Source organism: Rhizobium yanglingense (genome assembly GCF_977109285.1).
This window is the reverse complement of record NZ_CDSAWY010000005.1, coordinates 756,368-779,877: the sequence shown is the minus strand read 5'-3', so window position 1 is coordinate 779,877 and position 23,510 is coordinate 756,368. Positions and strand designations below refer to the sequence as shown.

The 23,510-nt window shown below is 59.0% G+C and carries 24 protein-coding genes and 1 pseudogene; 17 read left to right on the top strand and 8 right to left on the bottom strand.

The genetic code is table 11. The features are described 5' to 3' along the window. Window positions 1–56: 56 nt before the first annotated feature. Both ACW4PC_RS13455 and ACW4PC_RS13450 read left to right on the top strand, forming a co-directional pair. The gene (locus ACW4PC_RS13455; protein WP_455874126.1) at window positions 57–1,826 is read left to right on the top strand and encodes a type I secretion system permease/ATPase; all 1,770 of its coding nucleotides are present in this window, start codon (window positions 57–59) and stop codon (window positions 1,824–1,826) included. A gap of 3 nt (window positions 1,827–1,829) precedes the next feature. Further along, the gene (locus ACW4PC_RS13450; protein ID WP_455874125.1) at window positions 1,830–3,290 is read left to right on the top strand and encodes an HlyD family type I secretion periplasmic adaptor subunit; all 1,461 of its coding nucleotides are present in this window, start codon (window positions 1,830–1,832) and stop codon (window positions 3,288–3,290) included. Window positions 3,291–3,524: 234 nt separating this feature from the next. Here ACW4PC_RS13450 and ACW4PC_RS13445 read toward each other — a convergent pair whose 3' ends face one another. The 3 genes from ACW4PC_RS13445 to ACW4PC_RS13435 form a co-directional block, all read right to left on the bottom strand. Next, on the bottom strand, window positions 3,525–4,286 hold the full coding sequence (locus tag ACW4PC_RS13445) for an amino acid ABC transporter ATP-binding protein (RefSeq protein ID WP_455874124.1): 762 nt from the start codon (window positions 4,284–4,286) through the stop codon (window positions 3,525–3,527). Continuing rightward, window positions 4,283–4,963, bottom strand: coding sequence for an amino acid ABC transporter permease (locus ACW4PC_RS13440; RefSeq protein ID WP_074070024.1), 681 nt, complete (start codon window positions 4,961–4,963; stop codon window positions 4,283–4,285). The genes ACW4PC_RS13445 and ACW4PC_RS13440 overlap by 4 nt, the downstream gene beginning before the upstream one ends. Before the next feature lie 104 nt (window positions 4,964–5,067). Then, a complete protein-coding gene (locus tag ACW4PC_RS13435) occupies window positions 5,068–5,841 on the bottom strand; it encodes an amino acid ABC transporter substrate-binding protein (RefSeq protein ID WP_455874123.1) in 774 nt (257 codons plus the stop codon). A gap of 240 nt (window positions 5,842–6,081) precedes the next feature. On the opposite strand from ACW4PC_RS13435, the gene ACW4PC_RS13430 reads away from it, so the two are divergent. The 3 genes from ACW4PC_RS13430 to ispG all read left to right on the top strand — a co-directional run bounded on the left by ACW4PC_RS13430 (window position 6,082) and on the right by ispG (window position 9,458). Then, window positions 6,082–6,864: a DeoR/GlpR family DNA-binding transcription regulator gene (locus tag ACW4PC_RS13430; protein WP_455874122.1), complete on the top strand. Its 783-nt coding sequence runs from the start codon at window positions 6,082–6,084 to the stop codon at window positions 6,862–6,864. A 55-nt stretch (window positions 6,865–6,919) separates the two neighbouring features. Next, entirely contained in the window at window positions 6,920–8,113 is a 1,194-nt protein-coding gene (locus ACW4PC_RS13425) for an MFS transporter (protein ID WP_455874121.1), read from the top strand. Window positions 8,114–8,207: 94 nt separating this feature from the next. Further along, complete coding sequence (gene ispG, locus ACW4PC_RS13420; protein ID WP_455874120.1) at window positions 8,208–9,458, top strand: flavodoxin-dependent (E)-4-hydroxy-3-methylbut-2-enyl-diphosphate synthase; 1,251 nt, start codon at window positions 8,208–8,210, stop codon at window positions 9,456–9,458. Between the two features lie 46 nt (window positions 9,459–9,504). Here the strand turns inward: ispG and ACW4PC_RS13415 are convergent, their stop codons facing one another. Next, entirely contained in the window at window positions 9,505–10,419 is a 915-nt protein-coding gene (locus ACW4PC_RS13415) for a polyprenyl synthetase family protein (RefSeq protein ID WP_455874119.1), read from the bottom strand. Between the two features lie 136 nt (window positions 10,420–10,555). Here ACW4PC_RS13415 and mtgA point away from each other — a divergent pair, with 136 nt between their 5' ends. The 4 genes from mtgA (at window position 10,556) to ACW4PC_RS13395 (ending at window position 12,922) form a co-directional block, all read left to right on the top strand. Further along, window positions 10,556–11,302, top strand: a complete 747-nt coding sequence (gene mtgA, locus ACW4PC_RS13410; RefSeq protein WP_455874118.1) for a monofunctional biosynthetic peptidoglycan transglycosylase — start codon at window positions 10,556–10,558, stop codon at window positions 11,300–11,302. A 74-nt stretch (window positions 11,303–11,376) separates the two neighbouring features. After that, on the top strand, window positions 11,377–12,024 hold the full coding sequence (locus ACW4PC_RS13405) for a glutathione S-transferase family protein (protein ID WP_455874117.1): 648 nt from the start codon (window positions 11,377–11,379) through the stop codon (window positions 12,022–12,024). Between the two features lie 156 nt (window positions 12,025–12,180). After that, window positions 12,181–12,366 (top strand): 50S ribosomal protein L32, encoded by a 186-nt coding sequence (gene rpmF / locus ACW4PC_RS13400; protein ID WP_003543812.1) that lies wholly within the window; start codon window positions 12,181–12,183, stop codon window positions 12,364–12,366. Window positions 12,367–12,514: 148 nt separating this feature from the next. Then, entirely contained in the window at window positions 12,515–12,922 is a 408-nt protein-coding gene (locus ACW4PC_RS13395) for a hypothetical protein (RefSeq protein WP_039846462.1), read from the top strand. A 3-nt stretch (window positions 12,923–12,925) separates the two neighbouring features. On the opposite strand, the gene phaR is transcribed toward ACW4PC_RS13395, so the two are convergent. Continuing rightward, on the bottom strand, window positions 12,926–13,498 hold the full coding sequence (gene phaR / locus ACW4PC_RS13390) for a polyhydroxyalkanoate synthesis repressor PhaR (protein ID WP_455874116.1): 573 nt from the start codon (window positions 13,496–13,498) through the stop codon (window positions 12,926–12,928). A gap of 237 nt (window positions 13,499–13,735) precedes the next feature. Here phaR and ACW4PC_RS13385 point away from each other — a divergent pair. The 3 genes and pseudogenes from ACW4PC_RS13385 to ACW4PC_RS13375 all read left to right on the top strand — a co-directional run bounded on the left by ACW4PC_RS13385 (window position 13,736) and on the right by ACW4PC_RS13375 (window position 16,014). Further along, window positions 13,736–14,918, top strand: a pseudogene (locus ACW4PC_RS13385) (acetyl-CoA C-acetyltransferase). 65 nt (window positions 14,919–14,983) lie between these two features. Continuing rightward, on the top strand, window positions 14,984–15,709 hold the full coding sequence (phbB, locus tag ACW4PC_RS13380; protein WP_039846460.1) for an acetoacetyl-CoA reductase: 726 nt from the start codon (window positions 14,984–14,986) through the stop codon (window positions 15,707–15,709). A 41-nt stretch (window positions 15,710–15,750) separates the two neighbouring features. Next, window positions 15,751–16,014 (top strand): hypothetical protein, encoded by a 264-nt coding sequence (locus tag ACW4PC_RS13375; RefSeq protein WP_455874115.1) that lies wholly within the window; start codon window positions 15,751–15,753, stop codon window positions 16,012–16,014. Window positions 16,015–16,024: 10 nt separating this feature from the next. Here the strand turns inward: ACW4PC_RS13375 and ACW4PC_RS13370 are convergent, their stop codons facing one another. From ACW4PC_RS13370 to ACW4PC_RS13360, 3 genes are all read right to left on the bottom strand, one after another. After that, window positions 16,025–16,291, bottom strand: coding sequence for a YMGG-like glycine zipper-containing protein (locus ACW4PC_RS13370; protein ID WP_455874114.1), 267 nt, complete (start codon window positions 16,289–16,291; stop codon window positions 16,025–16,027). Between the two features lie 43 nt (window positions 16,292–16,334). Continuing rightward, window positions 16,335–16,490: a DUF3309 family protein gene (locus tag ACW4PC_RS13365; protein WP_022717477.1), complete on the bottom strand. Its 156-nt coding sequence runs from the start codon at window positions 16,488–16,490 to the stop codon at window positions 16,335–16,337. Between the two features lie 328 nt (window positions 16,491–16,818). Next, window positions 16,819–16,944, bottom strand: coding sequence for a hypothetical protein (locus ACW4PC_RS13360; RefSeq protein WP_455874113.1), 126 nt, complete (start codon window positions 16,942–16,944; stop codon window positions 16,819–16,821). A 331-nt stretch (window positions 16,945–17,275) separates the two neighbouring features. On the opposite strand from ACW4PC_RS13360, the gene ACW4PC_RS13355 reads away from it, so the two are divergent. The 5 genes from ACW4PC_RS13355 to ACW4PC_RS13335 all read left to right on the top strand — a co-directional run bounded on the left by ACW4PC_RS13355 (window position 17,276) and on the right by ACW4PC_RS13335 (window position 23,500). Next, complete coding sequence (locus ACW4PC_RS13355; RefSeq protein ID WP_455874112.1) at window positions 17,276–20,350, top strand: helicase-related protein; 3,075 nt, start codon at window positions 17,276–17,278, stop codon at window positions 20,348–20,350. A 3-nt stretch (window positions 20,351–20,353) separates the two neighbouring features. Next, window positions 20,354–20,758 (top strand): RNA-binding S4 domain-containing protein, encoded by a 405-nt coding sequence (locus ACW4PC_RS13350; protein WP_455874111.1) that lies wholly within the window; start codon window positions 20,354–20,356, stop codon window positions 20,756–20,758. Between the two features lie 194 nt (window positions 20,759–20,952). Then, on the top strand, window positions 20,953–21,291 hold the full coding sequence (gene fdxA, locus ACW4PC_RS13345) for a ferredoxin FdxA (protein ID WP_028739996.1): 339 nt from the start codon (window positions 20,953–20,955) through the stop codon (window positions 21,289–21,291). 399 nt (window positions 21,292–21,690) lie between these two features. Then, the gene (locus ACW4PC_RS13340) at window positions 21,691–22,263 is read left to right on the top strand and encodes a CarD family transcriptional regulator (protein ID WP_455874110.1); all 573 of its coding nucleotides are present in this window, start codon (window positions 21,691–21,693) and stop codon (window positions 22,261–22,263) included. 373 nt (window positions 22,264–22,636) lie between these two features. Further along, window positions 22,637–23,500, top strand: a complete 864-nt coding sequence (locus ACW4PC_RS13335; protein WP_022717472.1) for an RNA polymerase factor sigma-32 — start codon at window positions 22,637–22,639, stop codon at window positions 23,498–23,500. The last annotated feature ends 10 nt before the right edge of the window (window positions 23,501–23,510 follow it).

Sequence of the window (23,510 nt, the reverse complement as noted above, 5' to 3'; positions counted from 1 at the left end):
CCTGGGCGGGCCTGCACCCTTGCCAACAATGCTGTTCCAGTCACGGTGCGTAGTCGATGCTTCCTCAGGTCAGCACCACCCGTCTTGCGGAGGTCATGGGCGCTATACGCAGGCAGTTCCCGCTGCTGATCGTGCTGAGCTGCCTTCTCAACCTGCTGCTCCTCGTCACCAGCATCTACATGCTGCAGGTTTATGACAGGGTGCTGTCGAGCGGGTCGCTGGACACGCTTCTGTGGCTGACGCTGATCGCGGTATTTGCCGTTGCCGTTTACGGCATGCTCGAGCAGGCGAGGCGGATGGTGCTCGGCCGCGCGGCCGGCTGGCTCGACACCGAGCTCAACGCGCCGATGCTGAAGCGCGCGATGGAAGTGCGGCTCGCGGGCAAGGATGGTCCCGCCGGCACCCGAGACGTGGCCGATCTGCGGGCCTTCTACGGGGGCGATGCTGCCCTCGCCTTTTTCGATATGCCCTGGAGCGTGATCTTTCTCGCCTTTATCTGGGCTCTGCACCCGGCACTGGGTATGGTCGCCACGGCCGGTGCCGTCATCCTGCTGGCGCTCGCATTGGCAAACGACGCGCTGACCCGGAACCGGCAGAAGCGCGTCGCAGCCGTCACCAAAACCCATCAGGAGAATGCCATGCGCTATGTCGATGCCGGCGAGACGATCGCGCCTCTCGGCATGGCACGGGCAGTCTTCGAGCGCTGGCGCCGCCGTCAGGCCGAGGTGGTGGCCGAGCAGCAGCTATTGGCCGATCGGACGACCACGATCCTTTCGATTTCGCGCAGCCTTCGGATGATCCTGCAAATTGCCATCCTGACTGTCGGCGCCTACTTCGTTCTTCTCGGGGAGATAACCGCGGGCGCCATGATTGCAGGCTCAATTGTCATGGGCCGCGCGCTCGCCCCGATCGAGCGCGCGACCAGCGCCTGGCGTTCCTTGGTCGCAGCCAGAAGCGCGCTTGCGAACCTGACTGAGCTCTTCGCCGGCACGTCACGCGATGAACGCGACCGCGTCTCGCTTCCCCGCCCGAAAGGCGGGCTTGTCTTCGATAACGTCCTCTATCTTCCTCCCGGCAGTCAGGAGCCGCTCCTCAATGCGATCAGCTTCGCGCTTGAACCGGGCGAAAACTGTGTCGTAGTCGGTCCATCCGGCGCCGGCAAATCGACCCTCTGCCGTCTCGCCGTGGGTGCCTGGAAACCGACCAAGGGCCATGTCCGGCTCGACGCAGCGGACGTTTTCGACTGGGATCCGGAGGATCTCGGCCCGCATATCGGCTATCTGCCGCAGCAGGTCGAGCTCCTGCCTGGTACGGTGGCTCAGAACATCGCACGTTTTGGAAAGGCAAACAGTAACGCGTTGATCCGGGCAGCGCAGATCGCCGGCGTTCATGAACTGATCCTCTCACTGCCGAACGGCTACGAAACCGAGATCGCGCTGCATTCGCAGCGTATCTCGCTGGGCCAGCGGCAGCGCCTCGGTCTCGCACGCGCGCTCTATGGCGATCCGGCCTTCGTCGTATTGGACGAACCGAATGCAAATATGGACGAGGCGGGAGACCGAGCTCTGATCGAGGCGCTAACAACGCTCAAGCAGCTTCAAACGACCGTGTTGATCGTCACTCATCGAGCCTCGGTTCTGAAATGCGCCGATAAGGTGCTGGCACTGCACGGCGGCGCCGTTGCAGCCTTCGGTCCGCGCGAGCAAATGGTGCGGCCGGTACAGCCGACCGGACCGACGGTCGCGAGACCACCCTTACCTGCTTGTCCTCCGAAGGAGCCATCGCAGGTCCCTGGTCGTGAGACACGCCTTTCCGCAGGGGAATGAAGCATGGCTGACAGGTTGGATCTGATGGATTTTGCCGTTAACTGGGTCGAAACGCAGTTTTCCCGCGCCATGGAAGGACTGCGGTCAGGTAGCGCTGCGATGATCGCTTCAATCCGTGATCAATTGGCGCTTGCCGGCATCGAATTGAGCGAAACAACCGTTGCATTAATCGTTTTGGCGACTGCAGCGGTCACCGTATTTGCGCTTGCGTGGATGTTTCGCATCAACATCCGACGCAGCGCCGAAAAATCAACAGACGGGCTTGCGACTGCCGTTAGGAATCCGCGCCGCCTGGGGCTTTTGGCAATAACAATGTTCATTCTGGTTTTCGGCGGCTGGTCCGTTCTTGCCCCTTTGGCAAGCGCGGCGCTTGCGCCGGGGGTGATCAGCCTGGATGGACGCCGCAAGACCATCCAGCATCTCGAAGGCGGCATCATCCGAACGATCCACGTGCGAGAGGGGGATGCGATCAAGCCAGGTGACCCGCTAATTACGCTCGTGGACACGAAAGCCAAGGCCCTCGATGCCGAGGTCCGTCAGCGGTTCTTGCATTTCTTGGCAACAGAGGCGCGCCTCGAGGCCGAGCGTGGCGATGCCGCCGAGATCAGCTTCCCGGAGATCCTTCTGCTGGAAGGCTCGAAGGAGCCGCAACAGATCACGCAAGGTCAGCGGCAATTATTTTCCATCCGGCGCGCCGCGCATGAAGGTCGGGCGCAAGTCCTCCAGGCCCGCATTCGCCAGCTCGAAGAGCAAAATACCGGCCTGAAAGAGGTGATCGCTGCAGGTGACGATCAACTCACGCTTATCGAGGAGGAATTATTATCCGCGCAGGAGCTTCTCGAGAAGGGCCTCGAACGCAAGCCGCGGGTCTTGGCCTTGAAGCGCTGGCGCGCCGATGCCGCCGCCACGAAGGCGACCGGCCGCGCGAAAATCGCCGAAAACGAGCAGGCAATCGGAGAAACGCGGTTGCAACTGCTGACGATGGCCGAAGAACGCCAGGAAAAGGTCGCCGCAGAGTTGGCCGACGTTCGCCGGGCGCTGGGCGAGCTCAAGGGGCAATTGCCATCGCGCGAGGACATTCTTGCGCGCACCGTGGTTCGCGCGCCGATCGCCGGCAGAGTGATGGACATCCGGGTGACGACCGAAAGCGGCGTCGTAAGTCCCGGCCAGCCACTTCTCGACATTGTGCCGGACGCTAACAAACTCATCATCGACGCCAGGGTTAGGCCGACCGACATCGAGCGTGTCAGGCCAGGCATGCCTGCCCGCGTGGTCCTGACGGCCTATCGGCAACGGAATCTCGCCGCGAAATTCATGGAAGGCTGCGTTCGATCTCGGCGGACGCACTGGCTGACGAACGAACAGGAACAACCTACTTCCTCGCCAAGGTTGAGGTCCTTCCCGAAGAGCTCGCAGCGTTGGGCGGAAGAGTGCAACTTCTCCCAGGCATGCCTGCCGAGGTGATGCTCATGGATGGCGAACAAAGTCTGTTTACATACCTCCTTGCACCGATACTCAACAGCGGACGGCGAGGCCTTCGCGAGAATTAGCCTGCTTTCGGCCCTGGTCCTGCACCGGAGACGGAGGCCGCAGCAATGCCAAGGCCGCGAGTCGATTTGCTCACACGCTTGATGAAAGCACCCCCTCGATACCTGCATATTCTGAGACGGGTCACCCGGTCCTAGGCGAATATTGAGTCTAGATGTCGTAGGTATGCGCGGCGTTGATCGTCGAGATGAAGCGTTTGGTGCGCTCGCGTTCCGGCGCCGTGAAGATGGACTTCGCCGTGCCGGTTTCGACGACATTTCCTGCTTCCAGGAACACGACGTTGTGGGCGATCTTCGAGGCGAGCCGCAGATCATGTGTCGCCATGACCATGGTCGTGCCTTCGCTGGCAAGCCGGCCGAGAACATCGACGACTTCCGCCGAAAGTTCGGGATCGAGTGCCGAAGTCGGCTCGTCGCAGAGAAGGACGCGCGGCGACGGAGCCAATGCTCGGGCGATCGCGACGCGCTGCTGCTGACCGCCGGAAAGGGTCGAGGGCCAGGCATCCGCCTTATGCGCCATATCGACCTTGGTCAGCAGTTCCATAGCGCGGGCGTGCGCCCTTTCCTTCGGCCATTTCAGGACCGTCACCAGGCCTTCCATGACGTTTTCGATCGCGGTTTGATGTGGGAAGAGCTGGAAATTCTGGAAGACCATGCCCGTCTGGCGGCGGATCTTCTGGATCGCTTGCCAACCAACCCTCCTTTCCGGCACAAAATCCAGCGTCTCTTCGCCAATCCGGATCGATCCCGCTGTTGGAATCTCCAGCAGGTTGATGCAGCGAAGCAGCGTGCTCTTGCCGCCGCCGGAGGGACCCACGAGAGCAGTGACGGTGCCTTCCGGGATGCGGATGCTGATATCCTTTAGGATGATGGCATCGCCGAAGCGCTTTTCGATGTTGGAAAGCTCGATCATGCATTTGCCTCCAGCATGCCGCCGTAGCGCGCGAAGCGGCGCTCGAGCCGTACCTGCAACGCTGAGAGAACGGAGCTCAAAACGAGGTAGATCAGCGCTGCCTCGATATAAAGGATCAGCGGCTCATAGGTTGTCGCAACGATGCGCTGTGCAGCCTGGAAAAGCTCCGGCACGGTGATTGCTGCCGCCAGCGACGTATCCTTGACCAATGAAATGAAGGTATTTGAAAGCGGCGGCACGGCGACACGACCGGCCTGCGGCAAGATCGTGCGGCTCATCGCCTGACGCCAGTTCATGCCGATCGAATAGGCAGCTTCCCATTGTCCCTTCGAAACGGAGGAGATGACCGCCCGGATGATTTCGGAGCTGTAGGCGCCGATGTTCAGCGTGAAGCCGATCAGGGCCGCCGGAAAAGCATCGAGCAGGATGCCAAGGCTCGGCAGGCCGTAGAAGATGACGAAGAGCTGCACGAGCAGCGGCGTGCCGCGGATGACCCACACGTAGAACCGCGCGATTGAGGCGATGGGAGCCGGGCCGAAGAGGCGTGCCACGGCAGTCACCAGCCCGAGCGCCAGGCCGAAGACGAAGGAGAGCAGGGTCAGCGGTATGGTAAAGATCAGTCCGGCCCACAAAAGCGTGGGGAGCGATTCCGCCATCAGTTGAAGCCAGTGCGGCACGGGTGTGTTTCCTTAATGAAAGGGCGTCCAGCGGGTTTTCGCTGGACGCTCTTCAGCAGATATAGAGGATGTGCCAGCGGCAGGAAACCGCCCTTTCGAAGCGCTTACTTCGATACGTCCTGGCCGAAATATTTATCGGCGATCTTCTTATAGGTGCCGTCTGCCTTGATGTCTGCCAGTGCCTTGTTGATCGCCTCGAGCAGTTCCGGCTCTCCCTTGCGGATGATGATCCCGGAGTAGTCGGCGTTTTCCTGCTCGGCCGCAATCTTCACATTTGCGTCCGGCTTGTGCTTCTTGAAGTCCAGGAAAGAGAGGCTGTCATTGATCGTTGCATCGGCGCGGCCGGTCAGCACGAGCTGGATCGATTGGTCGAAGCCTTCGGTACCGACGAGCTCTGCGCCGGACTGCTCGGCGAGCTTGCCGAAGTTGCTCGTCAACGACTGGGCAGATTTCTTGCCCTTCAGGTCGGCGAAGCTCTTGATGCTGTCGTCGTCTGCACGGGCGATGAGCACCGCCTTGGAGGCGATATAGGGCTCGGAGAAGTCGTACTTCTGCTTGCGGGCTTCGGTGATGCCGACCTGGTTGATGACGGTGTCGTAGCGCTTGGCGTCGAGGCCGGCAATCAGGCCGTCCCACTTGCCTTCAACGAACTCGGCCTTGACGCCGAGCTTGGCGGCAACCGCTTCGCCGATCTCGACGTCGAAGCCCACGAGCTTGCCGCTTTCGTCATGGTAGGTGAACGGCGCATAGGTGCCTTCCGTACCGATCTTGAAAATGCCTGCGGACTTGACGGCGTTGAGATTTTCGCCGGCCTGGGCGGAGAGGAAGGCAGCGGCCGAGACAAAGGCCGCGGCAGCGATGGTCTTGAGGAGTTTCATGTTTTGCGGGTCCATGTAGGAGGAATTCGATGACAGATAGATTGCAGAAAATAGGGCGTGGCGAAGCGTAGAAAACTGCAAAGAAATTGGGCAACTGCGAATATTTTTCTCATTTATCTGGCTTTTGACGCGGCTTGTTTCAGGGTGTCAGGAAATGTGTGGTCAATGCCCATTGTGTGCACGTTCATATACGTTTATGCACGTTCTCAAAATCTGGCGCCAATTGTGAGCTAAACAGGCATGAATACGACCGAGATGCTGTTGAAGGAGCGGCAGAACATCATATCTGGCAAGCTTCAGGCGAACGGGCGTGTGCTTGCGGCTGAACTCGCGCTGGAATTCGGAGTTTCCGAAGATACGATCCGTCGCGATCTGCGCGAGATGGCAGCTGCCGGGCTCTGTGAGCGGGTCTATGGCGGTGCGCTGCCAGTTTCGCCTGCCGGCGGGAGCCTCAAGCAGCGAATGGGCATTGCCCTCGATCGCAAACAATTGCTGGCCCAAGCCGCCGTCTCGCAGATTGCGCCGGGGTCGACGGTATTTTTTGATGCCGGAAGCACCAATCTGGCGATTGCCAAAGCCCTTCCATCAGACATGGCGCTGACGGCTGCGACGAATGCTCCGGCAATTGCCGCAGCGCTGATAGACAACGGCGGCGTCGATGTCATCCTGATCGGCGGAATGGTCGACCGGCAGGTGGGTGGCGCGCTCGGCGCCAAGGCAATGCGGGACATGGAGCAGATCTCGCCAGACCTTTGCATTCTCGGCGCCTGCGGCATCGATCTGGAAGCGGGCGTCACGACATTCGGTTTCGAGGACGCCGAGTTCAAGCGGTTCGCGACGTCGCGAAGCCGGAAGGTGCTGGTTGCGGTGACCTCGGATAAATTCGGTACAGCGGCGCCTCACGGCGTCCTGCCCGTCGCGCATTGCGAATGCCTCGTCGTGGAGCACGACGCAAACGAGGCGCTGCTTGCGGCCTATCGCGAGCGGGGCTGCCGCACTGTCAAGGCGCGCAAGGCGCGATGAATAATCTTTGAGTCGGATCCTTAAGCGGCCGACTGCAGGAGGAGACGGGAATACAATGGATAATCCGATGAATGTGGCCCAGGGGGTCCGGCGTGGCTTCTTGCCAAAGAGCAGGGTTGCGGTGTCGCTGCTCTTCTTGATGAACGGCTTTGTCGTCGGTTGCTGGGCTCCGAAGATTCCGGATTTCGCCGAGCGTCTGGAACTGACGAAATTCCAGCTCGGGCTGATGATCCTGGTGTTCGGCCTTGGGTCATTGACATTGATGCCGATTGCCGGGGCGCAGATCGCCAAGCATGGCTCGCACGTAGTGTCGCGGGCAACCGCGGCCTGCGTAGTGCCAATTCTTCTGGCGCTGACGCTGGCGCCGAATATTACGACCGGCGCAATCGCGCTCTTCCTGTTTGGTGGGTTCATCGGCGCAATGGACGTTGCAATGAACGCCAACGCGGTTGCCGTCGAAAAGTCGATGCGCCGGGCGATCATGTCGTCCTGCCATGCCTTCTGGAGCCTTGGTGGCCTGATCGGTTCGGGCCTTGGCGGCTTCGTCATCGCCAAGCTCGGTGTTCTTGGCCATGCGCAGCTCGCCACCGTGCTCACGTTGTTTTTCCTCGTGATCGCCTGGCCGATGATCCTTGCCGATCCGCCGCATCCGGATGAGAAGAAAGAAAAAACACGCCTGCCGATGACGCCTCTGCCATGGTTGCTTGGGCTTATGGCGCTCTTTTCGATGGTTCCGGAAGGTGCTGTGCTCGACTGGGGTGCGCTCTATCTCCGCCAGGAAATGAATGCATCCGTGGCTCTTTCCGGTTTCGGGTTCGCGGCCTTCTCGCTGACGATGGCAATCATGCGTTTCGCCGGCGATCTGGTGCGCGACAAGCTCGGCGGCGTCAAGACGCTGCGCGTCTGCACCCTCTTTGCCATCGCCGGCATGCTGATCGCAGCCCTTGCGCCGAATGCCGAGCTTGCCATTGTCGGCTTTGCGTTCTGCGGCATCGGCATTTCGAACATGGTGCCGATCGCCTTTTCCGCGGCAGGCAATGTCCCTGGCCTGAGGGCCGGGATCGGCCTTTCGGTCGTCACGACCATGGGCTATTCCGGCATGCTGGTTGCACCCTCTGCAATCGGCTTTGCAGCCGAGCATGTCGGCTTTAGCGCCGTCTTCATGGCGCTGCCCGTCCTGCTGGTCGTGGTGCTGATCTTTTCGAAGCTTGCCCGCTACGCGGACGGCATCTCCGGCGGCGGCCACTAGGTCAGCCAAGCAAAAGTGATGCTTTGGGCGTTGACAAGAAAGCGGGTATGATCCACCTGAAAGGCACGAATTCAAGGGTTCAAGAGCTCTGTCTATGTCTTCACCTACCGATTTTGATCCGAAACCGCGCCGCGCTTCCGTCGCGGTCGATGTGGGCGGCGTCGTCGTCGGCGGCGGTGCGCCTGTTGTCGTGCAGTCGATGACAAATACGGATACGGCGGATATCGATTCCACGGTTGCGCAGGTTGCCGCCCTCTTCAAGGCGGGGTCGGAGCTCGTGCGGATCACCGTCGATCGTGACGAAAGCGCTGCTGCCGTTCCGAAGATTCGCGAGCGGCTCCTGCGCCTCGGCATGGATGTACCGCTTATCGGCGATTTCCACTATATCGGCCACAAGCTGCTTGCCGATCATCCGGCCTGCGCCGAAGCATTGGCGAAATACCGCATCAATCCTGGCAATGTCGGTTTCAAGGACAAGAAGGACAAGCAGTTCGCCGAAATCATCGAGACAGCGGTCCGCTATGACAAGCCGGTGCGTATTGGCGTCAACTGGGGTTCGCTCGACCAGGACCTGCTGACGGCGCTGATGGACAAGAATGCCGAGGCGGGTTCGCCGCTTTCGGCACGTCAGGTGACGCGCGAGGCGATCGTGCAATCGGCATTGATCTCGGCCACCCTTGCCGAAGAAATCGGCCTGCCGCGAAACCGCATCATCCTGTCGGCCAAGGTCAGCCAGGTCCAGGATCTGATCGCTGTCTATTCCATGCTTTCCGAGCGCTCGGACCATGCGCTGCATCTCGGGCTCACCGAAGCCGGAATGGGCACCAAGGGCATCGTCGCCTCGTCGGCTGCCATGGGCTACGTTCTGCAGCACGGCATCGGCGATACGATCCGCGTTTCGCTGACGCCGGAGCCGAATGGCGATCGTACACGCGAAGTGCAGGTGGCACAGGAACTGCTGCAGGTTATGGGTTTCCGACAGTTCGTGCCGGTGGTCGCCGCCTGTCCCGGCTGCGGCCGCACGACATCGACGGTTTTCCAGGAACTGGCGCAGAATATCCAGAACGATATCCGCAAGAACATGCCGGTCTGGCGGGAGAAATATCCGGGCGTGGAAGCCCTGAACGTCGCGGTGATGGGCTGCATCGTCAACGGGCCGGGCGAAAGCAAGCATGCCGATATCGGCATTTCGCTGCCTGGCACCGGCGAGACGCCGGCCGCTCCCGTTTTCATTGATGGCAAGAAGGCGCTGACGTTGCGCGGGCCGAACATTGCTGCGGATTTCGAGGCGCTTGTCATCGACTATATCGAAAGGCGCTTCGGTCAAAAGACCGCTGCTGAATAAGCTCAGCCGCTAGATGCCAAGAAGTATCTCGCCTGCCGCTGCTGCGTCAGCTTTTTCGAGCGGCAACAAAATGCGCGGTCGCGGCGAGCGTCGCAGCGGCATCGCCGTAAGGCTCCAACAGCTGTGTCGCATCCTCGACGTGGCGCCGGAGTTCGGCTTCTGCCCATTCGATACCACGCAAAGAGACGAGGGTACCTTTGCCGCGGCCCACGTCCTTGCCGGTTGCCTTGCCCATGGTGGCGGCGTCTGATGTGACATCAAGAAGATCGTCGGCGAGCTGGAAGGCAAGACCGATCTTTTCGCCGAAAGCGCGCAGGCGCTTGCGATCATCGCTCGAGGCGCCGGCGATCATTGCGCCTGCTTCGCAAGCAAAGCGGATTAACGCTCCCGTCTTCATAGCCTGCAATGTAACGATGCCGCGTTCATCCGGCGGGTTTTTTTCCGCAGCGAGATCGAGTGCCTGTCCGCCAGCCATTCCGCCCAGGCCAGCGCTGCGCGCAAGCGCAAGGATCAGCGCCACCTTGCTTTGCTCTGGAAGTCCCGTCTCGTCGGCGGCGATAATGTCGAAGGCGTAGGTCAGAAGGCTGTCGCCTGCAAGGATCGCGGTCGCCTCGTCGAAGGCTATGTGGACCGTCGGTTTGCCGCGGCGCAGCTTGTCATCGTCCATCGCTGGAAGATCGTCATGAACGAGCGAATAGCAGTGAATGCATTCAAGCGCTGCCGCCACTCTCAAGGCCGCCTCTTTGTCTCCACCGAGGAGCAGCGCGCTCTCCACGACGAGAAACGGGCGAAGCCGCTTGCCACCGTTCAGCACCGCATAGTGCATCGCCGCCCTCAGGCTTCCAGGACGGGCTATCTCATCCTCTCGCATGTCATCGGAAAGCAGCGCGTCCAGCAACGCCTCGATCTCTTGGGCGTTGGTCTTCAAACGGATATCGAAGGCTTCGGAGCTCGCGACCATGCGCGCTCTTTGGCATGAGCAGTGGCGCCGTTGCAACGGAATTGTCAATGATCACAGCAAGATTTCCTTTGCATCTGGCCTTCACGACCTGCAAACGCTATGAGAGCGAAGGGAACAGGTGTTGGGCTTACACATATTGGACATATCGCCGGAAAGAGAGGACAGCATTGCGATGCCGGCTCATCGCCGTTTGTTCGCTTGGCTGCGCAGCCGGTCGATCATGACGCGCATCGTCCTTGCGACCGCTGGATTTCTGATCCTGCCTTATGTTCTGATCTTTGTTTATCTGATCCCTTTTATTCATCCCGTCTCGACGCTGATGCTGCGCGACATCGTGCTCCTGCGCGGCTACGACCGGCAATGGGTCCCTTTGGACGACATCTCGCCGATTCTCGTTCAGTCCGTGATGATGTCCGAGGATGGTCAATACTGTTTTCACGGCGGCGTCGACTGGGGTGAAATGCAGGAGCTGGTCGCAGAGACCCTCGACGGCGAAGCGACGCGCGGCGGCAGCACAATCCCCATGCAGACGGCCAAGAACCTGTTTCTGTGGAATGGCCGCTCGTTTGTGCGCAAGGCACTTGAACTGCCGCTGGCGGTCGCCTCTGACCTCGTCTGGACCAAGCGCCGGCTGATGGAGATCTATCTCAACATCGCCGAGTGGGGACCGGGTATCTACGGCATCGAGGCGGCGGCGCGCTATCATTTCAAGGTATCGGCTTCCAAGCTCTCGCGACGCCAAGCAGCGCTTTTGGCCGTTTCTCTTCCGAACCCGATCGACCGGAACGCCGGAAAACCCCGCCGCGGCCTTCGCACGCTTGCCTCGGTCATCGAGCGCCGGGCTCAAGGTTCCGGCGATTACATCAGATGCCTTTATGATTGAGGCATGAATTATTCATTGGTCGCTTTAGCCGGGCGCCGCTAAATTCGGCCCCGAAATCAATTTGCGGATGCTTCATGGATAGCCTTACCCTCTATATCGGAAACAAGAACTACTCCTCATGGTCGTTCCGGCCATGGATTGCGATGGAAGCAACGGGCATTCCGTTCGAAGAAATTCTGATCCCCTTTGATTTTCCCGCAGGCAATCCGCGCATCAGGGAAATCTCTCCCACGGGCAGGGTGCCGGTTCTACTCCATGGCAGCCTGCAGGTATGGGAATCACTCTCGATCATCGACTACGTCTCCGAACTTTATCCCGAGGCGGGGCTTTGGCCCAAGGATCGCGCACAGCGCGCGGTGGCGCGTTCGGTCTCGATGGAGATGCTTTCGGGTTTCCAAGCGCTCAGAGGCGCCTGTCCGATGGATATCCGGCGCGAGCGAGGCAAGATCGCACTTGCAGATGGCGTAATGGCTGATGTCCTGCGGATCGAAACCATTTTCCGCGAGGTGCGCAACCGCTCGGGCGGACCGTTTCTCTTTGGCGGATTTTCGGCAGCCGACGCGATGTTTGCGCCGGTCGTCAGCCGCTTCGATACCTATGACCTTGTAACTGCCAGCGATACGTTGAGTTATATGTCGGCGCTAAAGGCGCATCCTGCCTGGCTGAAGTGGGAAGCTGCGGCCCGGGCCGAACCCTGGATCGTACCGAAAGACGAGGTCTGAGCTTGAATTCACGAGAAGTCGCAAAAAATCTGTTTGGGGACTGGTCAACCACCTTCAAGGCATGTATAAGCGCGCAAAATTTCCGAAATCGCGATACGTCCGTTTCGGCCGCCAGCTTGGCCGGGAATGTATTGCCTGTGAATTGGAGTACGTAAAATGGCTGTACCGAAGAGAAAAACGAGCCCGTCCAAGCGCGGTATGCGCCGTTCTGCAGACGCCCTGAAGGCTCCGACCTACGTGGAAGACAAGAATTCCGGCGAACTGCGCCGCCCGCACCATATCGATCTGAAGACCGGTATGTATCGTGGCCGCCAGGTTCTGACGCCGAAGGAAAGCGCATAAGCTTCCAAAATCTGGCACAGCCAGGATTGAAAAGGCCGGCTTCAAACGCCGGCCTTTTTTGCTTTTGAGCACTATTGTATTTCCAATGCCTTGAAGTGGTGCTGTGATCTGCTGCAGTATTCCCGTCGAAATAGGGGGACATGGCTCAATGATCGCTGTAATGCCGCTGATGGTAATCCCGTTTATTCTTTACAACATGACGATGGCCGGTTTGATGGGTGGCGGAGGCATTCCCGCGCTCCAGCATGACATCATGGTGCTTTCGATGATCTCCGGTGCGATCTGGAGCATGGCGCTCGGCGATCTCTTCATCGTCGTGGCGCTGGTCATCCTGTTCTTCGAGATATTGAAGGCCACCCGCAATGGATCCGGCAGCCTTGTCAATCACATGCTGTCGATGCTGGTCTTCATCGCCTTCCTGGTCGAGTTCCTTCTCGTCCAGGATGCGGCAACACAGGTCTTCTTCATCTTGATGACGATTGCACTGATCGACGTGATCGGCGGGTTTGCAGTCTCGATCCGCAGTGCCGGCCGCGATGTTTCGATCGGGCTTTGAACCTTAGAGATTGTCGAGCTTGTTCTGCAGGGCGCGCAGCTGTTCCTTCAACTCGTCGATATCCTTCGCCTCGGCCTTCTTCGTTTCCTTGGCGGGAGGGGTCATGAAGGGAGAGAACATCTGCATGGCCTTCTGAAACATCTCGGTGTTGCGGCGGACCTGGTCCTCGACCATCTGTATCGGCAGCTGCAGGTTCTTGCCGAGCGGTGACTCGCCGAAGGCGCGGTTCACCTGTTCGCGCATCTGCGCCTGCTGTTCGGTGAAGGCGCGCATGGAATGTTCGAGGAAGCTCGGAACGACCATCTGCATCTGATCGCCGTAATAGGTGATGAGCTGGCGCAGGAAGGAAATCGGCAGCAGCGTATTTCCGGTTTTTGATTCCTGCTCGAAAATGATCTGGGTCAAAACGGAATGTGTGATGTCATCACCGCTCTTTGCGTCCTGTACCGTAAAATCCTCTCCCTTCTTCACCATCTCCGCCAGATCTTCCAGCGTCACATAGGTGCTGGTGCCTGTATTGTATAGGCGGCGGTTGGCGTATTTCTTGATGACTATTTGACCCTCGTTCTTCGCCATATCAGTCTCCTGAACCCCGTCTGATTGTCATGGATATTCCTCCGTAACAGACTGTAGACGCAAAAGAAGCCTGGTGACAATCTCTTTGTGCGATGCGGCAACCCCTTTGAGAAAAGGGATAATTCGCATATTCGCAAGCCGCAGCGAAAATTGCCGCAATCGCCTTCTCGTTTGACTTAGGGCTGAAGCTTTGCCAGTTTCGACCTATGTATGCTGAAGGAAAACGAGGAGGCCTTTATGAGCAGTTCATCCATCGTCATCGCCAGCGCGGCCCGCACAGCGGTCGGCTCTTTCAATGGTGCATTCGCCACGGTTCCGGCACATGAGCTTGGGGCTGCCGCCCTCAAAGCTGCGCTCGAACGCGCAGGCGTCGACGCAGCCGAGGTCGACGAGGTTATCCTTGGCCAGGTGCTGCAAGCAGGCGAGGGCCAAAATCCAGCGCGCCAGGCGGCTATAAAAGCGGGCGTTCCGAACGAGGCTACCGCCTGGAGCGTCAACCAGCTTTGCGGGTCGGGCCTTCGGGCGGTCGCTCTCGGAATGCAGCAGATCGCGCTCGGGGATGCGAAAATCATCGTCGCCGGCGGCCAGGAATCCATGTCGATGGCCCCGCATGCCGCGCATCTGCGTGGCGGTACGAAGATGGGCGACATGAAGATGGTCGACACCATGATCAAGGACGGCCTGACAGACGCTTTTTACGGCTACCACATGGGCATCACCGCCGAGAACGTCGCCCGCCAGTGGCAACTTTCCCGCGACGACCAGGATCAGTTTGCGGTCTCCTCTCAGAACAAGGCGGAAGCGGCCCAGAAGGAAGGCCGCTTCAAGGATGAGATCGTTCCCTTCGTCATCCAGACACGCAAGGGCGATGTGACGGTGGATGCGGACGAGTATATCCGTCACGGTGCTAACACTCGATGCAATGGGCAAGCTTCGTCCGGCTTTCGACAAAGAGGGCACGGTGACGGCTGGCAATGCGTCAGGCCTCAATGACGGCGCAGCAGCCGCGATCCTGATGACGGAAGCGGAGGCCGCCAGGCGCGGCATCCAGCCGCTGGCACGCATCGTTTCCTGGGCGACGGCTGGTGTGGATCCTCAAGTCATGGGTACTGGCCCGATCCCTGCGTCGCGCAGGGCGCTCGAGAAGGCTGGCTGGTCCGTCGGCGATCTCGACCTGGTCGAGGCGAACGAGGCCTTTGCCGCTCAAGCTTGCGCTGTGAACAAGGATCTTGGCTGGGATCCGGCGATCGTCAACGTCAATGGCGGCGCAATCGCGATCGGTCATCCGATCGGTGCGTCCGGAGCGCGGGTTCTCAACACGCTGCTGTTCGAAATGAAGCGGCGCAGTGCCAAGAAGGGTCTTGCGACACTTTGCATCGGTGGCGGCATGGGTGTCGCCATGTGCTTCGAGGCACTTTGAATAGTATGCGATTGATGATTCGAGAGCGCCTGATCAAAGGCGAATGACCGAGAGGGGAGCGAAGCATGAGCAGAGTGGTTTTGGTCACCGGTGGCACGCGCGGCATCGGTGCCGCCATTTCGATGGCACTTAGGAATGCGGGCTATAAGGTCGCCGCCAGTTATGCCGGCAATGACGAGAAGGCGAGGGCCTTCCATGACGTGACCGGCATCCCGGTCTTCAAGTGGGATGTTTCCGATTACGTCGCTTGCGGCGAAGGGGTCGCAAAGGTGGAGGCAGAGCTCGGCGGCATCGAGGTGCTGGTCAACAATGCCGGCATTACGCGCGACGCAATGTTTCACAAGATGACGCCGCAGCAATGGCATGAGGTCATCAATACAAACCTTACCGGCCTCTTCAACATGACGCACCACGTCTGGGGCGGGATGCGCGACCGCAGCTTCGGACGCATCGTCAACATCTCTTCCATCAATGGCCAAAAGGGTCAGATGGGGCAGGTGAACTATTCGGCTGCCAAGGCGGGTGATCTCGGCTTTACGAAAGCACTTGCCCAGGAGGGGGCAGCGAAGAACATTACGGTGAACGCCGTCTGCCCTGGCTATATCGGCACGGAAATGGTCCTTGCCGTTCCGGAGAAAGTGCTCAACGAGCGGATCATTCCCCAGATTCCGGTCGGGCGCCTTGGCGAGCCGGAGGAAGTCGCGCGCTGCGTTGCCTTTCTCATCTCCGACGATGCCGGCTTTATCACCGGCTCGACGCTTTCGGCGAACGGCGGGCAGTTCTTCGTTTAGTCGCCGCGCGGACGCCTGATATTTGCCCTGACTGGTACTCTTTGCGTACGGCTGTCGCCGCCGCAAAGCGCAGCAGAGGCTGTCGTGAGAAGCGCTGCCGCAACAAGGACGGCGGCAGCGGCATTCAAAATGATCTGAACCATGGAAGCATTCCTTGCCTGAACGGCAATCGTTGCCGTGTTAGGAAGGATTATGCGCCTCATCCCTATGGTGGAGTAGATTTGAATTTCGCGACCGATCGTCAACATGGGGTTGACGACACGCAACAAAAAACGGGCGCCGAGCGCCCGTTTGCATTCATTTGAACGGCAATACTTAGTAACGGCGCGGGCAGCGTGCTTCGTAGCGGCGGCCGTAGCGGTCGCGATAGACGCAGTAGCCGCGGCGTTCCACAGACTGGCCGATAAGAGCACCTGCAAGGCCGCCAGCAACTGCACCGACTGCAGCGCCGCCCCAGCTGTCGCTAACAGCACCGCCAATGATTGCGCCGGTACCAGCGCCGATGGCCGTGCCTCTTTCCGTCGGCGTGCAGGATACAAGGGCGCCTACAAGGGCGGCTACAATCGCAATTTTTTTCATCATGGCTTTCACTCCCAGTTAACTAGCCGTTAAATCCGGCCCATTGTTAAATCCGGCCCATTAAGACAAGGATAATTATGATGATGAGAACTAGCCCCAACCCCCCCGAAGGTCCATAGCCCCAACCACGGCTGTATCCCCAATTCGGGAGAGCACCAATCAAAAGCAGAATAAGGATAATGAGAAGTATCGTTCCGAGCATGTTGCGATTCCTTCAACTCATCGTGAGTCCGAATGGACAATAAACACGCATCCGCGATTTTTGTTCCCGGCTAAGCTCCGCAATATGCAAACGGCGCGGGTTTTCTGCTTAAGGACGGATCGAGAACGGTGATCAAGAGAAGCGACAATCGTTAAAAGGACCGCCGATGTCAGTGCCGAGCGACCAACGCTTCGTGGTGGTTCTATGGTTAAAATTTGATTTCAATACAATATGTTGCGGTGAACGAACCGGGAAAATCGCGATGTCGCTGATTCGTCAGCGATTCGTTCCGGATTTGATCGAAATGTTAATGCGATCGCGTGGAGCGTTAGTCGAACATGAATCCGGCTTCCGAAACCGGACGCAAACGTTGCGGTTGCGATTCGCCGCCGATCGGACCGGCTTCGGTCGCAGCATCAATTCCGGGCAGTTTTTCCAGCTGTTTCTCGTCCATGTTCGCTCTCGGCAAACAACGTTAACCCGAGCGGCATTTCGAGCTATCCAGCGCCTGATGCCGATTCAGCATCTAGTAGGAAAAACTGATTCAAAACCAATACTTAGCCGTGAACAAAAGCTGAATCACCGCGAGTCACCAATTCGTCGCTGATTCGTTCTCACGCTGTTCCGAATCTTAAAACAGTCACTTAGCGGCATTTCCTGAATCAAGTTTGCAGCTGATTCTAGAAGACGGCTCTTGCGTTTAGCCGGCCGGCTGTCCATGTGTTGTCTGCTTCGGGAACGGAGCGCACTTGACCTCGAGGCTCCCGGCCTCACTTGCATGGACAATGACACTGACATCGCAGCCCATGATACTGAGCGGGCGCGGCGTGACCGCGGTGCTCGGCCCCACCAATACGGGCAAGACCCATTACGCCATCGAGCGTATGGTAGCCCACGGCACCGGCGTGATCGGCCTGCCGCTGCGTTTGCTGGCACGTGAAGTCTATACGCGCGTCGTCGAAAAGGTGGGAGTGCAGAATGTCGCCCTCGTGACCGGCGAGGAGAAGATCTCGCCGCCGACTGCGCGCTTTTCGGTTTGCACGGTCGAAGCCATGCCGCGCGAAACCAAGGCCGCCTTTGTCGCGATCGATGAGGTCCAGCTTGCAGGCGACCTTGAGCGCGGCCACATCTTCACCGACCGTATTTTACATTTGCGAGGTCGCGACGAAACGTTGCTTCTAGGCGCCGACACGATGCGGCCGATCCTGCAGCAACTCCTGCCGGGCATCACGGTCGTTGAGAGGCCGCGGCTTTCGCACCTCTTCTACGCGGGTCAAAAGAAGATCACCCGTCTTCCTCAGCGCTCGGTGATCGTCGCCTTTTCGGCAGATGAGGTCTACGCCATTGCCGAATTGATCCGCCGCCAGCGAGGGGGTGCTGCGGTTGTTCTCGGTGCCCTCAGTCCCCGCACCCGAAATTCTCAAGTTGCGCTCTATCAGGCCGGCGATGTTGAATATCTCGTCGCAACCGATGCGATCGGCATGGGCCTCAATCTCGATGTCGATCACGTGGCGTTCGCGCAGGACCGCAAGTTCGACGGCTATCAGTTCCGCAATCTCAATCCTGCCGAACTCGGCCAGGTTGCCGGACGTGCCGGCCGCCACGTGCGTGACGGTACATTCGGGGTAACCGGCCAAGTGCAGCCGTTCGATGAGGAATTGGCGCAGCGGATAGAAGCGCACGAATTCGACAATGTCAGGGTCTTGCAGTGGCGCACGAAAGAGCTTGATTTCTCGTCGATACAATCATTGCGGGCGAGTCTCGAACGTCCGCCGAGCGCTGAAGGTTTGACGCGGGCTTTGCCCGCCGTCGACCAGCAAGCGCTTGAACATCTGACGCGCTATCCGGAAATCATAGATCTGGCCACAAATCCGCAGCGCGTGGAGAAGCTTTGGGAAACTTGCGCGCTGCCTGATTATCGGCGTATCACCCCTGCACAGCATGCTGACCTGATCTCGACGCTCTTTTCCGATCTTGTGCGCTATGGCACGGTGAACGAGCAGTTTCTTGCAGAGCAGGTGCAGAGAGCCGATCGCACGGATGGCGAAATTGACACGCTTTCGGCGCGAATCGCGCAGATAAGAACATGGACTTATGTGTCGAATCGGCCCGGATGGCTTGCCGATCCGACACACTGGCAGGAAAAGACGCGGGAAATCGAGGATCGATTGTCCGATGCGTTACATGAAAGGTTGACGAAACGCTTTGTTGATCGCAGGACATCTGTGCTCATGAAGCGCCTGAGAGAGAATGCGATGCTGGAAGCTGAAATCAGTGTGAATGGCGATGTCTTTGTTGAAGGACATCATGTGGGGCAGTTGTCCGGGTTCCGGTTTACCCCAATTTCGGGTGCCGACGGATCGGACGCCAAGGCGATCCAAACGGCATCGCAAAAGGCGCTTGCCCTGGAATTCGAGGCACGCGCCGCGCGCCTCCATGCTGCAGGCAACAGCGATCTGGCGATCAGCGCCGACGGCCTCATCCGGTGGATCGGCGATCCGGTTGCGCGCCTTGCGGGCAGCGAGCACGTCATGCGTCCTCGCGTCATCCTGCTTGCCGACGAACAGCTGACGGGCAACGCGCGCGAGCACGTTGCAGCCCGCGTCGAACGCTTCGTCAATCACCATATCAGCACGGTTTTGAAGCCGCTCGATGATCTTTCGCGTGCTGAAGACCTACAGGGCCTTGCCAAGGGCCTCGCCTTCCAGCTCGTCGAAAATCTCGGCGTGCTCTTCCGCCGCGATGTGACGGAAGAGGTGAAGTCGCTGGATCAGGACGCGCGCGCTTCCATGCGCCGTTATGGTGTTCGCTTCGGCGCCTACCACATTTTCGTCCCTGCGCTTTTGAAGCCGGCTCCGGCTGAACTCATCACGCTGCTCTGGGCCTTGAAAAATGACGGCCTCGAAAAACCGGGCTACGGCGACCTCATTCCGGTGCTGGCTGCCGGCCGCACGTCCGTCGTGACCGATCCGGGCTTCGAGCGCACGTTCTATAAGCTCGCCGGCTTCCGTTTTCTCGGCAAGCGTGCCGTTCGCATCGATATTCTCGAGCGGCTTGCGGATATCATCCGTCCGTTGCTGCAGTGGAAGCCCGGTCAGGCGAACCGGCCGGAAGGCGCTTATGATGGCCGCCGCTTCACGACCACCACTGCGATGCTTTCGATCCTCGGTGCGACGCTGGAGGACATGGAAGAGATCCTCAAGGGCCTCGGCTATCGCGCCGATGCAGTGACGGCCGAGGATGCAGCAACTCATCTTGCTGCCCACGATGCTTCCGCTGCCCCGGCAGCCGAAACCTCTGGGGAAGAGGCCGCCGAGAAAGCCGATCATGACGATGCCGACAGCACATCGGAAGACGCTGCTTCCGTGGCGCCGGCTGCAGAAGAAAAACCTGCTGTCGAGGCCGCGGCGAGCGAAGCATCCGCGGCTGAATCTGCTGACGCCGCTGAACCTGTCGAACCTAAACCTGTCCTTTTGTGGCGTCTTGGCGGACGCAACGACAACCATCGCCAAGCACGCGGTCCCGGGGAACGCCGCGGCGGTGACCGTCAGCAGCAGGGCAACCGCCGCCACGGCGGAGGTGAAGGCCAAGAAGGCAATCGTGGCGAAGGCCGCGACGGCAAACGCCACGAACGCAGCCGCGACGGCGGCAAGCCGCACCAGGCTCGGGGCGATCGCAACGAGCAGCGGGGCGATCGTCAGGATCGCGGCGACCGCAAGGATCGCAACGACCGCAACAACAATCGCAACGGCTCGCAGCCGTTGCGCTTCGAGGCAAAGGCGCCGCGCAAGGAAAAGCCGATCGATCCGGATTCTCCTTTCGCAAAGCTCGCTGCCTTGAAGGAGCAGATGAAGAAGTAGCCGATGAGCGGGGAGACACAGCCAGGAAGCGGTTCGCGTCAGCGCATCGACAAGTGGCTGTTTTTCACGCGCATGGTGAAATCTCGCTCTCTGGCGCAAGGCCACATCCAGTCAGGCCACGTTCGCATCAATGGCGAGCGCGTCCAACAACCCAGCCAGACCGTGAAGGCGGGTGACCGCGTCGAGCTTACGCGGGATCGCCGGGATGTGGTTCTGATCGTGAAGGCATCAGGCGAGAGGCGCGGGCCCTTCGAAGAGGCAAAACTACTTTACGAGGATCTCACGCCGCCCCAGGGTGAGACAAAACGTCTCACGCCCTACGAGCAGGCCATCCGTTCGGCGGGCGCCGGCCGGCCGACGAAAAAGGAGCGGCGCGCAGTCGACAGGCTGATGTCGGACGAGGATTAGAAAACTCTGTCCATCCGGCCCTGATCGGCAGATCGTTTATCCTTGAAATTCGACCACAAAGCCGATACGTGACAGTCAACTTGCCGGACAGTGTGCTTGCCTCCCAAGCCTGTCCACGCTGTCCTCCGGCCAGGGGAAAGGCGCGACGTTCCAGGTTGCCCGGCCCCGCTTGCGTGAAAATCCTGGAGTTCTTCATGACCTATGTCGTGACCGACAATTGCATTCGCTGCAAATATACCGACTGCGTGGAAGTATGCCCTGTCGACTGCTTCTATGAGGGCGAAAATTTCCTCGTCATCCACCCGGATGAGTGCATCGACTGCGGTGTCTGCGAACCGGAATGTCCCGCCGAGGCCATCAAGCCGGATACCGAGCCTGGGCTCGACAAGTGGCTCAAGATCAATGCGGAATATGCCAGCAGCTGGCCCAACATCACCGTCAAAAAAGAACCGATGGCGGAAGCCAAGGAAATGGACGGAGAGGCCGGCAAGTTCGAGAAGTACTTCAGCGAAAAACCCGGTTCCGGCGATTGATGATTATTTTGCCGGCCTGGCCCTGAAATCGGAGTCGAAGGCGGGCGTAAACGTTTATAAGATGCTCTACTCATATGGGTGCCATGTGTTGCCCACATGACTCACGTTAAGCAAATTATTGATTTCCTCATATTTTTATGATAGGTTTGCCACACTGATCCATTTGAGGCACGAAGCGTGCCCAAAACCATCACGAAAGCAAAAGAAATCCGTACGCGGTTCCCCGTGAGATATCAACGCCTTGAGCTGTTCGATCATTGATCGCGCGCAAGGAAATCTTTTGCTTCTGTCTGGTGGGACCAGAGTGAAGTCACCCGACGGAGCTGATCCGTCTCAACCGGGCCTGACTGACCCGGCGCCGGCCGCTGCCGGACGCGTAACAGGGAGTTTTTGATTAGTATGACGACCCAGCAGAAAAAACCTTCAGCAGCACGCCATGGCTTCAAGACCGGTGAATCGATCGTATACCCCGCTCACGGCGTCGGTAACATCACGGCTATCGAAGAGCAAGAAGTCGCCGGCATGAAGCTCGAGCTTTTCGTTATCGATTTCGAGAAGGACAAGATGCGCTTGAAAGTTCCGGTTGCCAAGGCAATGAGCATCGGCATGCGCAAGCTCTCAGAAACCGATTTCGTCGAGCGCGCCCTGAAGGTCGTGCAGGGTAAGGCACGTGTCAAGCGTACCATGTGGTCCCGCCGTGCGCAGGAATATGATGCCAAGATCAACTCAGGTGACCTGATTTCCATCGCAGAAGTCGTTCGCGACCTCTATCGCGCTGAAAATCAGCCCGAGCAATCCTATTCCGAGCGTCAGCTCTATGAAGCGGCGCTCGATCGCATGGCGCGCGAAATCGCCGCAGTGAACAAGATGTCGGAAACCGAAGCTGTCCGTCTCGTCGAGATGAATCTCAACAAGGGTCCGAAGCGCGGCAAGGCAATCGAAGAAGACGAATCGCAGGACGAAGCCGCTTAATACTGCATTGTTTTCCTTAACAAAAAGCCCGGCCTGCGAGCCGGGTTTTTTTGTGGAACTTTTTCCGGTCAGCCGCGTTTAGACACTGTACGTGCGGATTGCATCGGGAAATATCTGCCTGATCGAACGTTCGCATTCCTGTCAACGTTCGATGAGGAGCGGATCATGCCTTCCACAATTTGCCAGGCCGGCAACTTGAAGAAACGGGTCCAACCTTACCTGCATATGACAAAGAGATAGGGCCTCCTCCTGAAAAATCCAGGAGCGGGGCCTTTATGCATTCACACGCTGGATTGATCCGGGCAGCTTTGGTCCGGGAGTAACCTGATTGTTTCTTTCAAGGGCACGAGGCCTGATTTTTAGGAGACCGATTATGAAGAACATGTCTGCAGACCGGCGCATGATCAAAATCGCCATGGCGGCTCCCTATCTTGCTCGCGAAGAAGAACATGATCTCGCTATTCGCTGGAAGGACAATGAGGATCGCGGTGCCCGCAACCAGATCGCGATGGCTCACATGCGTCTCGTCATCTCGATGGCGGGCAAGTTTCGCAATTTCGGTCTGCCGATGAGCGATCTTGTCCAGGAAGGATATGTCGGACTCCTCGAAGCGGCCGCCCGCTTTGAGCCGGAGCGCGAGGTGCGCTTCTCTACCTACGCAAGCTGGTGGATTCGTGCGTCGATCCAGGATTACATCCTGCGCAACTGGTCGATTGTCCGCGGCGGTACGAGCTCCGCCCAAAAGGCTCTCTTCTTCAATCTGCGTCGCCTGCGCGCCAAACTTGCCAGAGGCGACTCGCATCTCACCCTTCAATCCATCCATCAGGAGATTGCGGCTGCCCTGGGTGTCAGCCTCGCCGACGTCCAGACGATGGATGCGCGCCTTTCCGGCAATGACGCCTCGCTACAGGCGCCTTCGGTTTCGGGCGATGCCGACAGCGCGGAGAAGATGGATTTCCTTGTCAGCGACGATCCGTTGCCGGACGAGCAGGTTTCCAACATGATCGATGGCGAACGTCGCCGAATCTGGCTGACATCGGCACTGAAACATCTCAATGAGCGCGAAATGAAGATCATTGCGGCACGCCGCCTTGCCGAAGAAGGTGCGACGCTCGAGGAACTCGGCGCCGATCTCGGAATTTCGAAGGAACGCGTTCGCCAGATCGAAAGCCGCGCCATGGAAAAGTTGCGCAGCGCGCTTGTCAGCGCGGATCCCCATATGGCGGCTCACGCCTAAAGCTCTTACT

What these genes read in the sequence shown, in the direction of transcription:
- ACW4PC_RS13455 (WP_455874126.1), top strand. Translation starts at nt 57, where the DNA reads ATGCTTCCTCAGGTCAGCACCACCCGTCTTGCGGAGGTCATGGGCGCT.
- ACW4PC_RS13395 (WP_039846462.1), top strand. Translation starts at nt 12,515, where the DNA reads ATGATCGCTGTAATGCCGCTGATGGTAATCCCGTTTATTCTTTACAAC.
- phaR (WP_455874116.1), bottom strand. Translation starts at nt 13,498, where the DNA reads ATGGCGAAGAACGAGGGTCAAATAGTCATCAAGAAATACGCCAACCGC.
- ACW4PC_RS13425 (WP_455874121.1), top strand. Translation starts at nt 6,920, where the DNA reads ATGGATAATCCGATGAATGTGGCCCAGGGGGTCCGGCGTGGCTTCTTG.
- rpmF (WP_003543812.1), top strand. Translation starts at nt 12,181, where the DNA reads ATGGCTGTACCGAAGAGAAAAACGAGCCCGTCCAAGCGCGGTATGCGC.
- ispG (WP_455874120.1), top strand. Translation starts at nt 8,208, where the DNA reads ATGTCTTCACCTACCGATTTTGATCCGAAACCGCGCCGCGCTTCCGTC.
- ACW4PC_RS13355 (WP_455874112.1), top strand. Translation starts at nt 17,276, where the DNA reads ATGACACTGACATCGCAGCCCATGATACTGAGCGGGCGCGGCGTGACC.
- ACW4PC_RS13335 (WP_022717472.1), top strand. Translation starts at nt 22,637, where the DNA reads ATGAAGAACATGTCTGCAGACCGGCGCATGATCAAAATCGCCATGGCG.
- ACW4PC_RS13365 (WP_022717477.1), bottom strand. Translation starts at nt 16,490, where the DNA reads ATGCTCGGAACGATACTTCTCATTATCCTTATTCTGCTTTTGATTGGT.
- ACW4PC_RS13445 (WP_455874124.1), bottom strand. Translation starts at nt 4,286, where the DNA reads ATGATCGAGCTTTCCAACATCGAAAAGCGCTTCGGCGATGCCATCATC.
- ACW4PC_RS13350 (WP_455874111.1), top strand. Translation starts at nt 20,354, where the DNA reads ATGAGCGGGGAGACACAGCCAGGAAGCGGTTCGCGTCAGCGCATCGAC.
- ACW4PC_RS13405 (WP_455874117.1), top strand. Translation starts at nt 11,377, where the DNA reads ATGGATAGCCTTACCCTCTATATCGGAAACAAGAACTACTCCTCATGG.
- ACW4PC_RS13435 (WP_455874123.1), bottom strand. Translation starts at nt 5,841, where the DNA reads ATGAAACTCCTCAAGACCATCGCTGCCGCGGCCTTTGTCTCGGCCGCT.
- phbB (WP_039846460.1), top strand. Translation starts at nt 14,984, where the DNA reads ATGAGCAGAGTGGTTTTGGTCACCGGTGGCACGCGCGGCATCGGTGCC.
- ACW4PC_RS13360 (WP_455874113.1), bottom strand. Translation starts at nt 16,944, where the DNA reads ATGGACGAGAAACAGCTGGAAAAACTGCCCGGAATTGATGCTGCGACC.
- fdxA (WP_028739996.1), top strand. Translation starts at nt 20,953, where the DNA reads ATGACCTATGTCGTGACCGACAATTGCATTCGCTGCAAATATACCGAC.
- ACW4PC_RS13340 (WP_455874110.1), top strand. Translation starts at nt 21,691, where the DNA reads ATGACGACCCAGCAGAAAAAACCTTCAGCAGCACGCCATGGCTTCAAG.
- ACW4PC_RS13450 (WP_455874125.1), top strand. Translation starts at nt 1,830, where the DNA reads ATGGCTGACAGGTTGGATCTGATGGATTTTGCCGTTAACTGGGTCGAA.
- ACW4PC_RS13415 (WP_455874119.1), bottom strand. Translation starts at nt 10,419, where the DNA reads ATGGTCGCGAGCTCCGAAGCCTTCGATATCCGTTTGAAGACCAACGCC.
- ACW4PC_RS13430 (WP_455874122.1), top strand. Translation starts at nt 6,082, where the DNA reads ATGAATACGACCGAGATGCTGTTGAAGGAGCGGCAGAACATCATATCT.
- ACW4PC_RS13370 (WP_455874114.1), bottom strand. Translation starts at nt 16,291, where the DNA reads ATGATGAAAAAAATTGCGATTGTAGCCGCCCTTGTAGGCGCCCTTGTA.